This window comes from Klebsiella planticola (assembly GCF_000783935.2).
GTDB classification, from domain to species: domain Bacteria; phylum Pseudomonadota; class Gammaproteobacteria; order Enterobacterales; family Enterobacteriaceae; genus Klebsiella; species Klebsiella planticola.
Window position 1 is genome coordinate 1,254,480 of record NZ_CP026047.1, and the last position, 16,311, is coordinate 1,270,790.

The 16,311-nt window shown below is 52.3% G+C and carries 23 protein-coding genes; 2 read left to right on the forward strand and 21 right to left on the reverse strand.

Features of this window, described 5'->3' with window-relative positions:
- Positions 1–10: 10 nt before the first annotated feature.
- From rpsS to rpsJ, 6 genes are read right to left on the reverse strand one after another with little or no spacing between them, the layout of a single operon-like run.
- A complete protein-coding gene (gene rpsS / locus MC50_RS06135) occupies positions 11–289 on the reverse strand; it encodes a 30S ribosomal protein S19 (protein WP_001138115.1) in 279 nt (92 codons plus the stop codon).
- 16 nt (positions 290–305) lie between these two features.
- Entirely contained in the window at positions 306–1,127 is an 822-nt protein-coding gene (gene rplB, locus MC50_RS06140) for a 50S ribosomal protein L2 (protein WP_002919786.1), read from the reverse strand.
- A gap of 17 nt (positions 1,128–1,144) precedes the next feature.
- Positions 1,145–1,447 carry a 50S ribosomal protein L23 gene (gene rplW / locus MC50_RS06145; protein ID WP_004868363.1) on the reverse strand — a complete coding sequence of 101 codons (303 nt, stop codon included), beginning with the start codon at positions 1,445–1,447 and terminating at the stop codon, positions 1,145–1,147.
- Positions 1,444–2,049, reverse strand: a complete 606-nt coding sequence (gene rplD, locus MC50_RS06150) for a 50S ribosomal protein L4 (RefSeq protein ID WP_000424395.1) — start codon at positions 2,047–2,049, stop codon at positions 1,444–1,446. The genes rplW and rplD overlap by 4 nt, the downstream gene beginning before the upstream one ends.
- A 10-nt stretch (positions 2,050–2,059) precedes the next feature.
- Positions 2,060–2,689: a 50S ribosomal protein L3 gene (gene rplC, locus MC50_RS06155; protein ID WP_004868374.1), complete on the reverse strand. Its 630-nt coding sequence runs from the start codon at positions 2,687–2,689 to the stop codon at positions 2,060–2,062.
- 32 nt (positions 2,690–2,721) lie between these two features.
- Positions 2,722–3,033, reverse strand: a complete 312-nt coding sequence (gene rpsJ, locus MC50_RS06160; protein WP_001181005.1) for a 30S ribosomal protein S10 — start codon at positions 3,031–3,033, stop codon at positions 2,722–2,724.
- A gap of 379 nt (positions 3,034–3,412) precedes the next feature.
- On the opposite strand from rpsJ, the gene MC50_RS06165 reads away from it, so the two are divergent.
- On the forward strand, positions 3,413–3,880 hold the full coding sequence (locus MC50_RS06165; protein WP_032696885.1) for a prepilin peptidase: 468 nt from the start codon (positions 3,413–3,415) through the stop codon (positions 3,878–3,880).
- Here MC50_RS06165 and bfr read toward each other — a convergent pair.
- The 11 genes from bfr to fkpA all read right to left on the reverse strand — a co-directional run bounded on the left by bfr (position 3,864) and on the right by fkpA (position 12,269).
- Positions 3,864–4,340 carry a bacterioferritin gene (gene bfr, locus MC50_RS06170; protein WP_004868378.1) on the reverse strand — a complete coding sequence of 159 codons (477 nt, stop codon included), beginning with the start codon at positions 4,338–4,340 and terminating at the stop codon, positions 3,864–3,866. The two genes, MC50_RS06165 and bfr, sit on opposite strands and share 17 nt — an antisense overlap.
- Positions 4,341–4,413: 73 nt before the next feature.
- The gene (bfd, locus tag MC50_RS06175) at positions 4,414–4,608 is read right to left on the reverse strand and encodes a bacterioferritin-associated ferredoxin (protein WP_004868381.1); all 195 of its coding nucleotides are present in this window, start codon (positions 4,606–4,608) and stop codon (positions 4,414–4,416) included.
- 179 nt (positions 4,609–4,787) lie between these two features.
- Entirely contained in the window at positions 4,788–5,972 is a 1,185-nt protein-coding gene (gene tuf / locus MC50_RS06185) for an elongation factor Tu (protein ID WP_004118409.1), read from the reverse strand.
- 70 nt (positions 5,973–6,042) lie between these two features.
- A complete protein-coding gene (gene fusA / locus MC50_RS06190) occupies positions 6,043–8,157 on the reverse strand; it encodes an elongation factor G (RefSeq protein ID WP_004868382.1) in 2,115 nt (704 codons plus the stop codon).
- 96 nt (positions 8,158–8,253) lie between these two features.
- Complete coding sequence (gene rpsG, locus MC50_RS06195) at positions 8,254–8,724, reverse strand: 30S ribosomal protein S7 (RefSeq protein WP_004106370.1); 471 nt, start codon at positions 8,722–8,724, stop codon at positions 8,254–8,256.
- 95 nt (positions 8,725–8,819) lie between these two features.
- The gene (rpsL, locus tag MC50_RS06200) at positions 8,820–9,194 is read right to left on the reverse strand and encodes a 30S ribosomal protein S12 (RefSeq protein ID WP_002920115.1); all 375 of its coding nucleotides are present in this window, start codon (positions 9,192–9,194) and stop codon (positions 8,820–8,822) included.
- A 124-nt stretch (positions 9,195–9,318) separates the two neighbouring features.
- On the reverse strand, positions 9,319–9,606 hold the full coding sequence (tusB, locus tag MC50_RS06205; protein WP_032690480.1) for a sulfurtransferase complex subunit TusB: 288 nt from the start codon (positions 9,604–9,606) through the stop codon (positions 9,319–9,321).
- 7 nt (positions 9,607–9,613) lie between these two features.
- Positions 9,614–9,973: a sulfurtransferase complex subunit TusC gene (tusC, locus tag MC50_RS06210; protein WP_032690479.1), complete on the reverse strand. Its 360-nt coding sequence runs from the start codon at positions 9,971–9,973 to the stop codon at positions 9,614–9,616.
- Complete coding sequence (gene tusD / locus MC50_RS06215) at positions 9,973–10,359, reverse strand: sulfurtransferase complex subunit TusD (RefSeq protein ID WP_032690478.1); 387 nt, start codon at positions 10,357–10,359, stop codon at positions 9,973–9,975. The genes tusC and tusD overlap by 1 nt, the downstream gene beginning before the upstream one ends.
- Entirely contained in the window at positions 10,359–11,081 is a 723-nt protein-coding gene (locus MC50_RS06220; RefSeq protein WP_004868391.1) for a helix-turn-helix transcriptional regulator, read from the reverse strand. Before MC50_RS06220 ends, tusD begins: the two co-directional genes overlap by 1 nt.
- A 357-nt stretch (positions 11,082–11,438) precedes the next feature.
- Positions 11,439–12,269, reverse strand: coding sequence for an FKBP-type peptidyl-prolyl cis-trans isomerase (gene fkpA, locus MC50_RS06225; RefSeq protein ID WP_015585625.1), 831 nt, complete (start codon positions 12,267–12,269; stop codon positions 11,439–11,441).
- 221 nt (positions 12,270–12,490) lie between these two features.
- On the opposite strand from fkpA, the gene MC50_RS06230 reads away from it, so the two are divergent.
- A complete protein-coding gene (locus tag MC50_RS06230) occupies positions 12,491–12,709 on the forward strand; it encodes a protein SlyX (protein WP_004868395.1) in 219 nt (72 codons plus the stop codon).
- Between the two features lie 187 nt (positions 12,710–12,896).
- Here MC50_RS06230 and slyD read toward each other — a convergent pair whose 3' ends face one another.
- The 4 genes from slyD to kefG form a co-directional block, all read right to left on the reverse strand.
- On the reverse strand, positions 12,897–13,481 hold the full coding sequence (slyD, locus tag MC50_RS06235; protein ID WP_004868397.1) for a peptidylprolyl isomerase: 585 nt from the start codon (positions 13,479–13,481) through the stop codon (positions 12,897–12,899).
- A 94-nt stretch (positions 13,482–13,575) separates the two neighbouring features.
- A complete protein-coding gene (locus tag MC50_RS06240) occupies positions 13,576–13,776 on the reverse strand; it encodes a YheV family putative zinc ribbon protein (protein ID WP_013364433.1) in 201 nt (66 codons plus the stop codon).
- Between the two features lie 13 nt (positions 13,777–13,789).
- Positions 13,790–15,595: a glutathione-regulated potassium-efflux system protein KefB gene (kefB, locus tag MC50_RS06245; protein WP_032690476.1), complete on the reverse strand. Its 1,806-nt coding sequence runs from the start codon at positions 15,593–15,595 to the stop codon at positions 13,790–13,792.
- A complete protein-coding gene (kefG, locus tag MC50_RS06250) occupies positions 15,582–16,145 on the reverse strand; it encodes a glutathione-regulated potassium-efflux system ancillary protein KefG (protein ID WP_032690475.1) in 564 nt (187 codons plus the stop codon). The genes kefB and kefG overlap by 14 nt, the downstream gene beginning before the upstream one ends.
- Between the last annotated feature and the right edge of the window lie 166 nt (positions 16,146–16,311).

Genomic DNA, 16,311 nt, shown 5'->3' on the forward strand with positions numbered 1-16,311 from the left:
TCCTCCTACCTTATTTCTTCTTCGCTTTTTTATCAGCAGCGTGGCCGCGATAAGTACGAGTCGGTGCGAATTCACCCAGTTTGTGACCAACCATTTCGTCGGAAACAAAAACTGGAACGTGCTGACGACCATTATGGACAGCGATGGTCAAACCGATCATGTTAGGAAAGATCGTTGAACGACGGGACCAAGTGCGCAGGGGCTTCTTGTCTCCGCTTTCCACCGCTTTCTCTACCTTCTTCAGCAAGTGCAGGTCAATAAAAGGACCTTTCTTGAGAGAACGTGGCATGGCTTATCCTCTAAAATTATTTGCTACGGCGACGTACGATGAATTTATCAGTACGCTTGTTGCTGCGGGTCTTCTTACCTTTGGTCTGCAGGCCCCACGGGGATACCGGGTGCTTACCAAAGTTACGACCTTCACCACCACCATGTGGGTGGTCGACTGGGTTCATCGCAGTACCGCGAACGGTAGGACGAACACCACGCCAGCGTGCAGCACCTGCTTTACCCAGTACGCGCAGCATATGCTCAGCATTGCCAACTTCGCCCAGAGTCGCGCGGCAGTCTGCTTCGACTTTACGCATTTCACCAGAACGCAGACGCAGGGTGACATAAGCACCGTCACGAGCAACGATCTGAACGTAAGTACCAGCGGAACGAGCCAGCTGACCGCCTTTACCTGGTTTCATTTCTACGTTATGAACGGTAGAACCAACCGGGATATTGCGCATCGGCAGGGTGTTGCCTGCTTTGATTGCAGCATCAACGCCAGACTGAATCTGGTCGCCAGCTTTCAGGCCTTTAGGGGCCAGGATGTAACGGCGTTCGCCATCTTTGTACAGAACCAGCGCGATGTTCGCGGAACGGTTCGGATCGTACTCAAGACGCTCAACAACTGCCGGGATACCATCTTTGTTGCGTTTGAAGTCAACAATACGGTAAGCCTGCTTGTGGCCACCACCGATATGACGGGTGGTGATACGGCCATTGTTGTTACGACCACCGGATTTGCTGTTTTTTTCCAGCAACGGAGCAAAAGGTTTGCCCTTGTGCAGCTCAGGGTTAACCACTTTAACAACGTGGCGACGACCCGGAGATGTCGGTTTACATTTAACAACTGCCATTGTATTACTCCTCCGACTTACTCAGCGCCGCCAACGAAGTCCAGATTCTGGCCTTCTTTCAGGGTGACGTAAGCTTTTTTCCAGTCGCTACGACGACCGATACGCTGTCCGTGACGTTTAACTTTCCCTTTAACTACCAGGGTGTTAACGACTTCGACTTCGACTTCAAACAGTTTCTGCACAGCAGCTTTGATTTCTGCTTTGGTCGCGTCTTTAGCAACTTTGAGAACGATGGTGTTTGTTTTTTCCATCGCAGCAGACGCTTTTTCAGAAACGTGCGGTGCACGCAGCACCTTCAGCAGACGTTCTTCACGAATCATGCCAGCATCTCCTCAACTTGCTTAACAGCATCAGCAGTCATTACGACTTTGTCGAAGGCGATCAGGCTAACCGGGTCGATACCAGTTGCATCGCGTACGTCAACCTTGTGCAGGTTGCGCGCAGCCAGGAACAGGTTCTCGTCCAGCTCACCGGTGATGATCAGCACATCTTCCAGAGCCATGTCTTTCAGTTTCTGTGCCAGCAGCTTAGTTTTAGGCGCTTCAACAGAGAACTTCTCGACAACGATCAGACGATCCTGACGTACCAGTTCGGACAGAATGCTTTTCAGCGCGCCGCGGTACATCTTTTTGTTAACTTTTTGACTGTGGTCCTGCGGACGAGCAGCGAAGGTTACGCCACCGGAACGCCAGATCGGGCTCTTGATAGAACCTGAACGCGCACGGCCGGTACCTTTCTGGCGCCACGGCTTTTTGCCTGAACCAGTTACTTCAGCACGAGTCTTCTGAGCACGAGTACCCTGACGAGCACCAGCTGCATAAGCAACAACAACCTGGTGTACCAGCGCTTCGTTGAAATCACGACCGAAGGTAGTTTCGGAAACAGTCAGCGCGCTCTGCGCGTCTTTCAATACTAATTCCATTGCTATCTCCTCACGCCTTCACAGCTGGTTTAACGATCAGGTCGCTACCGGTTGCACCCGGGACAGCACCTTTAACCAGCAGCAGGTTGCGCTCAGCGTCAACACGTACTACGTCCAGGCTCTGAACGGTGACACGCTCATTACCCAGCTGACCTGCCATTTTCTTGCCTTTGAACACTTTGCCCGGAGTCTGGTTCTGACCGATAGAACCCGGAACGCGGTGGGACAAGGAGTTACCGTGAGTAGCGTCCTGGGTACGGAAGTTCCAGCGCTTAACGGTACCAGCAAAACCTTTACCTTTAGAGGTACCGGTTACGTCAACTTTTTTAACGTCAGCAAACAGTTCAACGCTAATGCTCTGACCTACGGTGAATTCTTCGCCGTCAGCAAGACGGAATTCCCACAGACCACGGCCAGCTTCTACGCCAGCTTTAGCGAAGTGACCAGCTTCCGGCTTGGTTACACGGTTAGCTTTTTTAGCACCGGTGGTAACCTGAATTGCGCGGTAACCATCGTTAGCCAGGTCTTTGACCTGAGCAACACGGTTTGCTTCAACTTCGATTACGGTTACTGGGATAGATACGCCATCTTCAGTGAAGATGCGGGTCATGCCCACTTTTTTACCGACTAAACCAATCATTGTTTCAACCTCTCAATCGCTCGATGACCTGATTAACCCAGGCTGATCTGCACGTCTACACCGGCAGCCAGATCCAGACGCATCAGAGCATCAACGGTTTTCTCAGTTGGCTCAACGATGTCAACCAGACGCTTGTGAGTGCGGATTTCGTACTGATCGCGCGCATCTTTGTTGACGTGCGGAGAAATCAGAACGGTAAAGCGCTCTTTGCGGGTCGGCAGCGGGATCGGACCACGGACCTGCGCACCAGTGCGCTTGGCAGTCTCGACGATTTCCGCGGTTGATTGATCGATCAGACGATGATCAAACGCTTTAAGACGGATACGGATTCTTTGGTTCTGCATGAGACCAGAGCTCCAATTATTTATAGACGAAATGGTTACTCCTCATACCCATTACGATTGATGGGAGAGTGTAACCGTTCTTACATAGTTCCCCAATTGGGAACATTGTTTGATAGCTAAAAGCTCTATCAGGGTTCATATCGAACCAGCCTGCCAATTTTGACAGGCCCGCGCATTATACGCAAATTCGGGCTCGACGCAAGTGCTGCATACAAAATCAGCAATCATTTTTGCGTGCTGCGGCGGGCGGGCATTGAAAGTCGTGAAAACTGAGGTAATACCGTGGATAGCGCCTCGCGATAATGAATGCGGACCTTTGCCATCCATCTCTTTTTCGACCAGACTCCGCGCATATCTCCATCGCCAGGTAACCTCACCGATGATGCCCCCCTTATTACTGGTCTATAGCGGTTTATCCCTCGCCCTCTGCTGGTACGATCTGCGCTACGGCCTGCTTCCCGATCGCCTGACCTGCCCCCTGCTCTGGAGCGGGCTGCTCTATTATCTATACTACGCTCCACTACGGCTGGAATATGCCGTTGGCGGCGCCATCGGCGGCTATCTGGCTTTCACTTTACTCTATTGGCTCTATCGGGGGATTCGCGGTTATGAAGGGCTCGGCTATGGGGATGTCAAATTTCTGGCCGCACTTGGCGCGTGGCACGGTTGGCCAATGCTGCCGCAGCTGGTTTTTTTGGCGACTGTCTTCGCCGGGGGAGTCATGCTGCTAGTGATAATTCTCGGGAAAGCACCGGGGTCATTGAACAACCCGCTGCCTTTTGGCCCTTTTTTGGCTGCAGCGGGTTTTTGGTGCGGATGGCAAACGCTAGTCAGTCAGCCACTTTGATTTGTGACTGGAGATAGTTTTGCAGTCCTAATTTACCAATCAGATCCAGCTCCGTTTCCAGCCAGTCAATATGGCCTTCTTCGTCCGTCAGGATTTCAATAAGCATGTCACGACTGACATAGTCATGGACGCTGTCGGCATAAGCGATCGCTTCACGTAGGTCTTTTGCGCCTTCGAGTTCCAGTCGCAAATCAGATTGCAGCATCTCTTCGACATCTTCACCGATGCCCAGTTTGCCAAGATCCTGTAGATTGGGGATACCTTCAAGGAAGAGAATTCGCTCGATATACTTATCGGCGTGTTTCATTTCATCGATGGATTCATGATATTCAACATCATTGAGGCGCATCAGGCCCCAGTTCTTGAACATTCTGGCGTGAAGAAAGTACTGATTTATTGCGACAAGCTCATTTCCCAACAATTTATTGAGATAACTTATGATTTTGACATCACCTTTCATTATATAGTCCCTCCGCTTCCACTTATTGAAGCGTAGTTCGGGCTATAAAGATGTCAAAGAAAAGCCTGAGCTCTTAAGCGCTCTCCTGGTATTCCGGCATGCGAGTTAATTCATCTTCCATAATCTCACGGGCAGCACGGACACATTTACCGCATTGATTTCCAACAGGAATAAATTTGCGCAATTGCTGAAAAGACTGTGGATGAAATTGACGTACGGCCTGACGAATTTTTTTATCGTTTACACCATTACACAAACAAACGTACATACCGACTCCCGTTCAATTTATGCTCAAAAGTGTAAATGAGAATAGTTATAATTACAATAGTGAGTTGATTAAATACGCAAAGAGATACTCTTTTTTCGTACAAACATCATTCTGGTCAACGCCAGATAACGGGCAGCAAAAAGGGCGCCGAAGCGCCCTTTTTCATTCAGAACTAATAATTAGCCCAGAACTTTAGCTACAACGCCCGCGCCAACGGTACGGCCGCCTTCACGGATTGCGAAACGCAGACCGTCGTCCATCGCGATCGGGTGAATCAGGGTAACAACCATTTTGATGTTGTCGCCCGGCATTACCATCTCTACGCCTTCCGGCAGTTCGATGGTGCCAGTCACGTCAGTTGTACGGAAGTAGAACTGCGGACGGTAGCCTTTGAAGAACGGAGTATGACGGCCGCCTTCGTCTTTGGACAGAATGTACACTTCAGATTCGAACTTGGTGTGCGGCTTGATAGAGCCCGGCTTAGCCAGTACCTGACCACGTTCGATTTCTTCACGTTTGATACCACGCAGCAGAACACCAACGTTCTCACCAGCACGGCCTTCGTCCAGCAGTTTGCGGAACATTTCAACGCCAGTACAGGTAGACTTAGCAGTCTCTTTGATACCAACGATTTCAACTTCTTCGCCCACTTTGATGATACCGCGCTCTACACGACCGGTAACAACGGTACCACGACCGGAGATGGAGAATACGTCTTCGATCGGCAGCAGGAACGGCTTGTCAATCGCACGCTCTGGTTCCGGGATGTAAGAATCCAGGTAGCCAGCCAGTTCGATGATTTTCGCTTCCCAGTCTGCTTCGCCTTCCAGCGCTTTCAGAGCGGAACCACGAACGATCGGAGTGTCGTCGCCCGGGAAGTCGTACTGAGACAGCAGCTCACGAACTTCCATTTCAACCAGTTCCAGCAGCTCTTCGTCATCAACCATGTCGCATTTGTTCAGGAACACGATGATGTACGGAACGCCTACCTGACGACCCAGCAGGATGTGCTCACGAGTCTGCGGCATCGGGCCGTCAGTCGCAGCAACAACCAGGATCGCGCCATCCATCTGAGCAGCACCGGTGATCATGTTTTTAACATAGTCGGCGTGGCCCGGGCAGTCTACGTGTGCGTAGTGGCGAGTCGGGGTGTCATATTCAACGTGAGAAGTGTTGATGGTGATACCACGAGCTTTTTCTTCCGGTGCGTTATCGATCTGGTCGAATGCACGAGCAGAACCACCGTAGGTTTTAGCCAGAACGGTAGTGATTGCAGCGGTCAGAGTAGTTTTACCATGGTCAACGTGGCCGATAGTACCGACGTTGACGTGCGGTTTTGTACGTTCAAATTTTTCTTTAGACACGGCTATATTCCTTACTATAGCGCTCTCCCCTTCAGGAGAGAGCACGGGATTTTGGTTTTAACCCTACGGCTTATTTACCACGGGCTTCAATTACGGCCTGAGCAACGTTGTTCGGCGCGTCATCATACTTCAGGAACTCCATGGAGTAAGAAGCACGACCTTTGGTCAGGGAACGCAGCTGAGTTGCATATCCGAACATTTCAGACAGCGGAACTTCAGCGTGAATCACAACGCCAGTCACGTTGGATTCTTGACCACGCAGCATACCACGACGACGGCTAAGGTCACCGATGACGTCACCAGTGTTCTCTTCCGGAGTTTCTACTTCAACCTTCATGATCGGCTCAAGCAGAACTGGTTTCGCTTTCTTAAAGCCATCTTTGAAGGCAATAGAAGCGGCCAGTTTAAACGCCAGTTCAGAGGAGTCAACGTCATGGTAAGAACCGAAGTGCAGACGCACGCCGAGATCAACTACCGGGTAACCTGCCAGCGGACCAGCTTTCAGCTGTTCCTGGATGCCTTTATCAACGGCCGGGATGTATTCGCCAGGAATTACACCACCTTTGATGTCGTTGATGAACTCGTATCCTTTCGGATTTGAGCCCGGCTCCAGCGGGTACATGTCGATCACAACGTGACCATACTGACCGCGACCACCAGACTGCTTGGCATGTTTACCTTCGATATCGGTAACTTTCGCACGAATCGCTTCGCGGTAAGCAACCTGAGGTTTACCGACGTTCGCTTCAACGTTGAATTCACGCTTCATACGGTCAACGATGATGTCGAGGTGCAGCTCACCCATACCGGCGATAATGGTCTGGTTAGATTCTTCGTCAGTCCATACGCGGAATGACGGGTCTTCTTTCGCCAGACGACCCAGAGCCAGACCCATTTTTTCCTGGTCAGCTTTGGTTTTCGGTTCAACAGCGATGGAGATTACCGGCTCAGGGAATTCCATACGCTCCAGAATGATCGGGTGATCCGGGTTACACAGGGTGTCACCAGTAGTCACGTCTTTCAGACCGATAGCAGCAGCGATGTCGCCCGCGCGAACTTCTTTGATCTCTTCACGTTTGTTAGCGTGCATCTGTACGATACGACCGAAACGCTCACGTGCAGATTTCACGGAGTTCAGGATGGTATCACCAGAGTTAACCACACCGGAGTAAACGCGGAAGAAGGTCAGGTTACCCACGAACGGGTCGGTAGCGATTTTAAATGCCAGAGCAGCAAACGGCTCTTCATCGCTAGCGTGACGCTCAGCCGGAGTATCTTTACCGTCGTCCAGAATACCGTTGATCGCAGGTACGTCAACCGGGGATGGCAGGTAATCAATTACCGCATCCAGCATCGCCTGAACACCTTTGTTCTTAAATGCAGAACCACAGGTTACCAGGATGATTTCGTTGTTCAGAACACGCTGACGCAGAGCTTTTTTGATCTCTTCTTCAGTCAGTTCTTCACCACCCAGGTATTTCTCCATCAGCTCTTCTGAAGCTTCTGCAGCGGACTCGATCAGGTTCTGGTGCCATTCTTCAGCCAGATCCTGCATGTCAGCCGGGATATCTTCATAGGTGAAGGTTACGCCTGCGTCTTCTTCGTTCCAGTTGATGGCTTTCATTTTCACCAGGTCAACAACACCGGTGAAACCTTCTTCAGCACCAATTGCCAGCTGCAGCGGAACCGGGTTCGCGCCCAGACGGGTTTTGATCTGACCAACAACTTTCAGGAAGTTCGCACCCATGCGGTCCATTTTGTTAACGAACGCAATGCGCGGAACTTTATATTTGTTTGCCTGACGCCATACGGTTTCAGACTGCGGCTGAACACCACCAACTGCGCAGTAAACCATTACCGCACCATCAAGCACACGCATGGAACGTTCTACTTCGATAGTGAAGTCAACGTGCCCCGGGGTGTCGATGATGTTAACGCGATGCGGTTCATACTGCTTAGCCATACCAGACCAGAATGCAGTAGTCGCTGCGGAGGTGATAGTGATACCACGCTCCTGCTCCTGCTCCATCCAGTCCATGGTTGCTGCGCCGTCATGAACTTCACCGATTTTGTGGTTTACACCGGTGTAGAACAGAATACGTTCGGTAGTAGTGGTTTTACCGGCGTCGATGTGCGCACTGATACCGATGTTACGGTAGCGTGCGATGGGTGTTGTACGAGCCATTTGATTCCTCGTTTATTTCTTTAGGCGTTCAGTTAAGTTATCCAGCACGGGCGACTTACCTGAAGCGCCCGCCTGGTGACTATGACTCCGAAGGGATTACCAACGGTAGTGAGCGAACGCCTTGTTGGCTTCTGCCATGCGGTGAACGTCTTCACGTTTCTTAACTGCAGTACCTTTGTTGTCTGCAGCGTCAGAAAGTTCGTTCGCCAGACGCAGAGCCATGGATTTATCACCACGTTTACGAGCAGCTTCTACGATCCAACGCATTGCCAGGGCATTACGACGAACCGGACGGACTTCAACTGGAACCTGGTAAGTAGAACCACCTACGCGGCGGGACTTAACTTCGACGGTCGGACGGACGTTGTCCAGAGCGACTTCGAAAGCTTCCAGTTCATTTTTACCAGAGCGCTGAGCCAGGGTCTCCAGCGCGCTGTATACGATAGCTTCTGCAGTAGATTTTTTACCATCTACCATCAGGATGTTTACAAATTTTGCCAGCAGTTCTGATCCGAACTTAGGATCTGGAAGGATTTTACGCTGACCAATGACGCGACGACGTGGCATGGAAATACTCCGTTGTTAATTCAGGATTGTCCAAAACTCAAAGAGTTTAGTTTGACATTAATATAAAACGTTTGGCCTTACTTAACGGAGAACCATTAAGCCTTAGGACGCTTCACGCCATACTTGGAGCGAGCTTGCTTACGGTCTTTAACGCCGGAGCAGTCAAGCGCACCACGAACGGTGTGGTAACGAACACCCGGAAGGTCTTTTACACGACCGCCACGGATCAGGATCACGGAGTGTTCCTGCAGGTTGTGACCTTCACCGCCGATGTAGGAGGTGACTTCGAAACCGTTAGTCAGACGAACACGGCAAACTTTACGCAGTGCGGAGTTCGGTTTTTTAGGAGTGGTGGTATATACGCGAGTACATACGCCACGTTTCTGCGGGCAGGCTTCCAGTGCAGGCACGTTGCTCTTTGCAACTTTGCGTGCGCGTGGTTTGCGTACCAGCTGGTTAATTGTTGCCATTAAATAGCTCCTGGTTTTAGCTTTTGCTTCGTAAACACGTAATAAATCGCCTCATATAATATGAGGACGCAGAATTTTAGGGCGGTGCCGAAAAGGTGTCAAGAAATATACAACGATCCCGCCATTACCAGGACAACTGTCCAGGATGTTTGACCGACATTCTGACGAAATCAGTATAGCTAACCCTGATGACACTGTCCGCAATTTGACCAGCCAGCCCGCGGGCATCGATATCGTCTTGCAGAGCATGAATGGTTATGGGGGCAGAGTGCAGGATTTCAAGGAAGGGTCCGCCGGCAATAGCCGCAATCACGCCATCAGAAAGCAGCAGGAGATCGTCGCCATCCTTTACCAGGCGCAGCATTGCACGGAGATCGGTGTGCCACGGGGACGAGCTGAGTGTGTGGAGCATTCAGTCCTCAGAAACGTAAAATCACGTTGAAATCATCGAGTCGGGCGCGCAGCGCTTCGGGTTCAAGCCACCCGGCATCCACTACCCACGCCGTCCCGGCATTCAGGCCGCGTTCGCGGGCAGACGCTGCGCATATCCAGCACGCGTCGATATCGTACAGCGGCAAAAGTTTAAAGGTCGCGATATAATCGCGGGCAAGCACCGCCGACGGTTGTTGCCCGGGCAGCAGTTGGAAGACGCCGTCGCCGACAAAGAATACGCCGATCTCATCGGTCAGCGCGGAAGTCGCCAGCAGCGCATCCAGACCTTCCCGACCCGACGCAGAACCATGTGGGGCAGAAGAAAAAACAAAGGCAACGCGTTTCATCAGAACTGCACCATCCGATCGCAGGTTAATGAGGCTTCCGCCAGCGCACCCAAGCCGCTCAGCGTAAATCCGGGCTGCAGATTATGACCCGGCAACCCCAGCTGCTGAGCTTCTTGTTCATCGGTGACACCGCGACGCAGGGCTGCCGCCACGCAGATGTGCAGCGCGACAGCATGATCGTCATGCAGCCGCTGCCACGCGCGTACCAGGTCAAATTCATCGCTGGCGGGTGCAGTCAGCTGGTTGGCGTTGTAGACGCCTTCACGATAGAAGAAGACACAGTCCAGCTCATGACCCTCTTGCAAAATGGCCTGGGCAAACTGCCAGGCGCTGCTGGCCTGCTGCGTACCGTAGGCTGGCCCCGTCACCGTAATGGCAAAACGCATTACTTATCCAGCCCCTGGAAATCGCCGCTCTTAAACTGACGGATATAGAGATAGACCGTATGTTTGGAAATATTCAGCCGATCGGCAACCTGGTTGATGGCATCTTTGATATCAAAGATCCCTTTCTCGTAGAGATTCAGGACAATCTGGCGATTTTTAGCATTGTTGGAAACATTACGGTCAGCATTCACTTCTTCGATAGTGAACTCAAGAGTTTGAGCGACCAAATCGTCGACGGAGGAGGCAAAGTTAACCTGAGAGTTCACCTCTGGCGTTTCCGGCGGAATAAAGGTGCTCATTATCTGTGAGAACGGCACATCAAGGTTCATGTTGATGCACAGCAGACCGATGACCCGATGTTCACGGTTGCGAATCGCGATCGTGACGGACTTCATCAGGACGCCGCTCTTCGCCCGCGTAAAGTAACACTTGGATACGCTGCTATCGGCCCCCGTCATATCATGCAGCATGCGCAGCGCAAGATCGGTAATCGGCGAGCCGATTTGGCGCCCGGTATGCTCACCGTTGGCGATGCGGATGGCGGAGCATTTCAGATCCTGTAAAGAATGCAGCACGATCTCGCAATGGGAACCAATGAGCATCGCTAACCCGTCCACAACCGCTTCATAGGATTTGAGGATATCGAAGTCGGTCTGGTCGAAAGGACGTTGATCCAGCAGGTCAAGCTCACTGGTTTCGTTGGTTAAAAGCGACCTGGACATGAAAAAAAGCACTCCTTTTCAGGAGCCTGTCATTTTTTACACAAAACCGTTCAAGATGCGCTGAGGTGCACGTCCGAGACATTCGTCACCACGAATTTGACCAGCCGTAAGCTGGCGAGGTAAGAGGCAAACATGTCTCTTATCACGTCTCAGGGCTGACTCCAGTGCGTAACCGGAATAAGCGGATGCAACCAATGCAGAGGCAGCTTGAAGGATGAGGTGTAGCTTGTCAGGGCAGGCTCATCATCATTATTAAGCTAACTAAAGTAATACAGCGCTTGAGGCACTTTCCAGTTTTAATTATATCTGCCCCAAATAAAAAAGCCGCCGCCTTTAACGGCGGCGGCTTAGACCAGATTACTTCTTCGCGTCTGCGCTTTGTGCGTCAGCTTTGGCATCAGCCGCCGCTTCAGGCTTGGCATCGGCTTTCGGTGCCGGTTTGATATCCAGCAGTTCTACGTCGAAGACCAGCGTGGAGTTAGCCGGAATACCCGGGACGCCAGTTTTGCCGTAAGCCAGATCCGGTGGGATGACCAGCTTGATTTTGCCGCCTTTCTTGATATTTTTCAGGCCTTCAGTCCAGCCAGGGATAACGCCGTCCAGACGGAAGGAGAGCGGCTCACCGCGGGTGTAGGAGTTATCGAACTCTTTACCGTCAATCAGCGTACCTTTGTAGTTCACGACAACAGTGTCGCTGTCTTTCGGTGCGTCGCCGGTCCCTTCTTTCTCAACTTTGTACAGCAGGCCAGATTTAGAGGTTTTTACGCCCTTCTCTTTTGCGAAGGTGTCGCGATAGGCTTTGCCTTTAGCATCGTTTTCAGTCGCGTCTTTTTCCATTTTCTGCTGAGCAGCAGTTTTTACGCGAGTCTCGAAGGTTTGCAGAGTCTGCTCGATTTCTTGATCGGACAGTTTGCTTTTATTCGCAAACGCATCCTGAACACCGGCAATCAGCTGATCTTTATCCAGCTTGATACCCAGTTTTTCTTGTTCTTTCAGGGAGTTTTCCATGTAACGTCCCAGTGAAGCACCCAGCGCATAAGCAGATTTTTGATCGTCATTTTTAAATGCCGCTTTGCTATCCGTTGCAGGTGCCGTCTTCGCGGCAGTATCAGCCGCAAAGGTCAGCGGTGCATTCAGGGCGACAGCCATCGTGGTCGCCAGCAGCGTTACTTTAAACAGTGATTTCATCCATTTCTCCAGGGCCGGGGCATCTCACCCCAGGGTTATCGTAAAAAGCAAAAAAGGTACTATAGAACGTTGCAGAGCAAATCTACATACAGACCTTCCTGAATATCGCCAGTTTTCAGACTATTTTTGTATAAATAAGTTTCCTGTCTTACGCGAGGTTGCTGCGCGAAGGGTGAAAGTTGAGTAGAATCCGCTCGCGAATAAGACAGAAGAGGTGACTCATGCACGACAGTACACTGGAGACTCGCCTGGCGGAGCTGGAAAGCCGGCTGGCGTTTCAGGAAATCACCATTGAAGACCTCAACAAGACCGTCACCGCCCATGAGATAGAAATGGCGAAGATGCGTGAACATATGCGCTTGATGGTTGAAAAACTGAAAGCGACCCAATCATCGCATATCGCATCACAGGCAGAAGAAACGCCTCCACCACATTATTGAGGCGTAAAAAAAGCGGGTTTCCCCGCTTGACTATCTCCGGCAGCGCTATGTCTACCGGATTGAATACCCTAAGAATTTCGATTCGCAGAACGGCGGCAGGCTTGAGAACTCCCGACAGCATAGAGAACAATGTCACCGGGGTTTGAAAGCCAGGCCAACGCGCCTGCGGCCTGAAAGACGACGGGGATTAGTGGCAACCGCAGCCGCCGTTACCACAACCACCTTTGCCATGTTCATGACCGTGGTCGTGATCGTGGCCGTGGCCGCCGCAGCAACCTTCATGATCGTGGTCATGATCGTGGCCGTGGGCGCCGTGCACGTGACCGTGCTCCAGCTCTTCTGCAGTCGCTTCGCGAATCGCAACAACTTCAACGTTGAACTTCAGATTCTGGCCAGCCAGCATGTGGTTACCGTCAACCACTACGTGCTCATCGTCCACTTCGGTGATTTCAACCGGCACTGGACCCTGGTCGGTTTCCGCCAGGAAACGCATGCCAACCTGCAGTTCGTCAACGCCCATGAAGACGTCTTTAGGAACACGCTGAACCAGATTTTCGTCGTACTGACCGTACGCATCGTTCGCGCCGACTTCTACGTCAAATTTGTCGCCCACTTCATGACCATCCAGCGCATTTTCCAGGCCGGAAATCAGGGAGCCGTGACCATGCAGGTAGTCCAGCGGCGCGCTTACCGGAGACTCATCAACCAACACACCGTCTTCTGTACGTACCTGATAGGCCAGGCTGACCACCAGGTCTTTTGCTACTTTCATGATATCTCCTGAGCATGGGAAGAATAGTGGCGCAGATTGTAGCGGAATTCTGCAGCCGTGTACCCTCTAGCTTAAAAAAAGGCGACAGATAACGCTAGTCCGGATGAAAAATGCCAATCACTTGTTCATCTTTGCGGACGTGCTCGCGCGCCTCTTTATCCGCCTCACGCATCTGGTGACCACACTTAACACACTCAACAATATCGACATTATTCTCACGCCACATTGCCAGAGAATCCTGCGCCTGGCACGCCGGACATTTTGCCCCGGCAATAAAACGTTTACGTACAGCCATCATTATTTGACCCTTATTCAAACTCATCCCAACCGTCAAGCTGCCTGCTCTCTTTCTGCATCTCGCGCTGGAAAATCTCTTCCAGCTCCCGGCGAGCCTCCCGCACGCGTGATATCTGCAGCGTATCAGTATTCACGGGCATTAACTCACGCAGCATTCGCATATCCAGACGACGGAAGTGCAGCTGCGCACGCTGAGCCTGATGCGGATGCATGCCCAGGGTAATCAATGCCTTGCGCCCCAACTCCAGCGCGCTGGAAAACGTTTCACGCGAAAACTGTTTCACGCCGGCCTGCAGCAATTCATGCGCCTCAACACGCCCCCGGGCGCGCGCCAGAATATTCAGATGCGGAAAGTGTTGCTGACACATCTCCACCAGCTTCATGGTATCTTCCGGCTCGTTGCAGGTGATAACAATCGACTGCGCATCCTCCGCCCCCGCCGAGCGCAGCAGCTCCAGTTGCGTCGCATCGCCAAAATAGACTTTATAGCCATATTTACGCATCAGGTTAACCGCACTGATATCGCGCTCCAGCACGGTAATCCGCATTTTATTGGCCATCAGCAAACGACCAATAACCTGCCCGAAGCGGCCAAAGCCGACAATAATCACCTGCGGTTTATCGTCCTCAACCCACGGCGCTTCATCTTCTTCTTCCGGTTGGTTAAAGCGCCGGGAGAGAATTTGATCGATAAGCGTCATCAGCAGCGGCGTCGTCATCATCGATAGCGTGACCGTCACCAGTAGCAGCGCCATCTGATCGTTTTCGAACAGTCGCAGCGAAGCCGGCAGTGAGAACAGCACAAACGCAAACTCGCCCCCCTGGCTCAGCACTCCCGCAAACTGCATCCGTTCCGAGCTACGCAACCCGTATACCCGCGCCAGGCTGTACAGCACGAGGCTTTTCACCGCCACCAGCACGGCAACGCTTGCCGCCACCCACAGTAAGTGGGTATAGAGCACGCCCAGATTCAATGCCATGCCGACGGAAATAAAGAACAACCCGAGCAAGAGCCCTTTAAACGGCTCAATGGCGATCTCCAGCTCATGGCGATACTCGCTTTCAGCCAGCAGAACGCCGGCGATGAAGGTACCGAGCGCCATAGACAGACCGAGCGCGTCCATAAACAAGGCCGATCCCAGTACCAGCAGCAGCGTCGCGGCGGTAAATACTTCTCGGACCCCGGAGCCGGCGATAAACCGAAAAACAGGTCGCAGCAGAAAACGGCCGCCAATAAGCATCCCCGCGAAGGCCAAAACCTTCAGCCCGACGGTCACCCAGTTAAGATGGTCATCACCGGAACCGGCCAACAGCGGAACCAGAGCCAGCGCGGGGATCACCGCCAGATCCTGGAACAGCAGCACGGAAAAACCCAGCTGGCCGGACTCGCTGCGACTCATTCCTTTCTCACGCATCAGCTGCAGCGCCATTGCCGTGGACGACATCGCCAGACCAATACCGCCGACTACCGCCGCCTGCCAGGAAAACCCGGTCACTATCAGTAATCCGCCGAGGATACCCGCGCTGAGCACGACCTGCGCCGCCCCGACGCCAAAAATGGAGCTGCGCAGGCGCCAGAGCTTAGCCGGATTCAGCTCCAGTCCGATGATGAACATCAGGAACACAACGCCCAGTTCGGAGAAGTGCAAAATCTCATCGACATCGCTAATAAATCCCAGCCCCCAGGGACCAATCGCAATGCCGGCCAGCAGATAGCCTAATACCGCACCGATGCCCAGCCGGGCGGCCAACGGCACCGCCACCACGGCAGAAAACAGAAACAAGACTCCCGCTAACAGCAGATCAGCGCCCTCCATTTATGCCTCCTGCCGCGATGGGATTAGCCAGCCAGTCGCGATAAGCACGCGCGTGATTTTTCAGATCGGCAGGCGATTGTCGGCGAGCCCAGTAGACAATAATCGGACTCATCCAGTGCATCCGGCACATGCCGGCAGTCAGTTCAAATGGGCGCAGGATGTCGTTCATGGGATAGCGATTGGCATCGCGTCGGTAGGCGCTCTCGGGCTCACCGGTGGTAATCACGCTACGCCAGTACTTTCCCGCAAGCTGGTTCCCTCCGGCGCCGCTGGCAAAGCCGCGGGTCAGCACTCTGTCCAGCCACTCCTTCAGCAATGCCGGGCAGCTCCACGTATAAAGCGGGTGCTGGAAAACAATCACCTCATGCTGGCGCAACAGATCCTGCTCGTGAGCAATATCGATAAAAAAATCTGGGTAGTGTGCATAGAGATCGTGCACGGTGACATTAGGCAACTGTAAAGCCGGTTCAAGTAAAACCCGGTTGGCCACGGAATCCTGGGATTCTGGGTGGGCATACAGCAGCAAAACCTTCGCTGTCTGAGACATCATTCCCCTCCCGAACGTCTTCTGGTGGCCTGTACAACGGCTACGTCCCGACGCAACCAGAATGACTTTGTGTATCGTCTTCGTTTTGGGCTACCATTGCGGCCCGGTGGAGCAATTTGCTACCACATTACATTATCATAATGACAAACTAACATAGTCAGAACATACG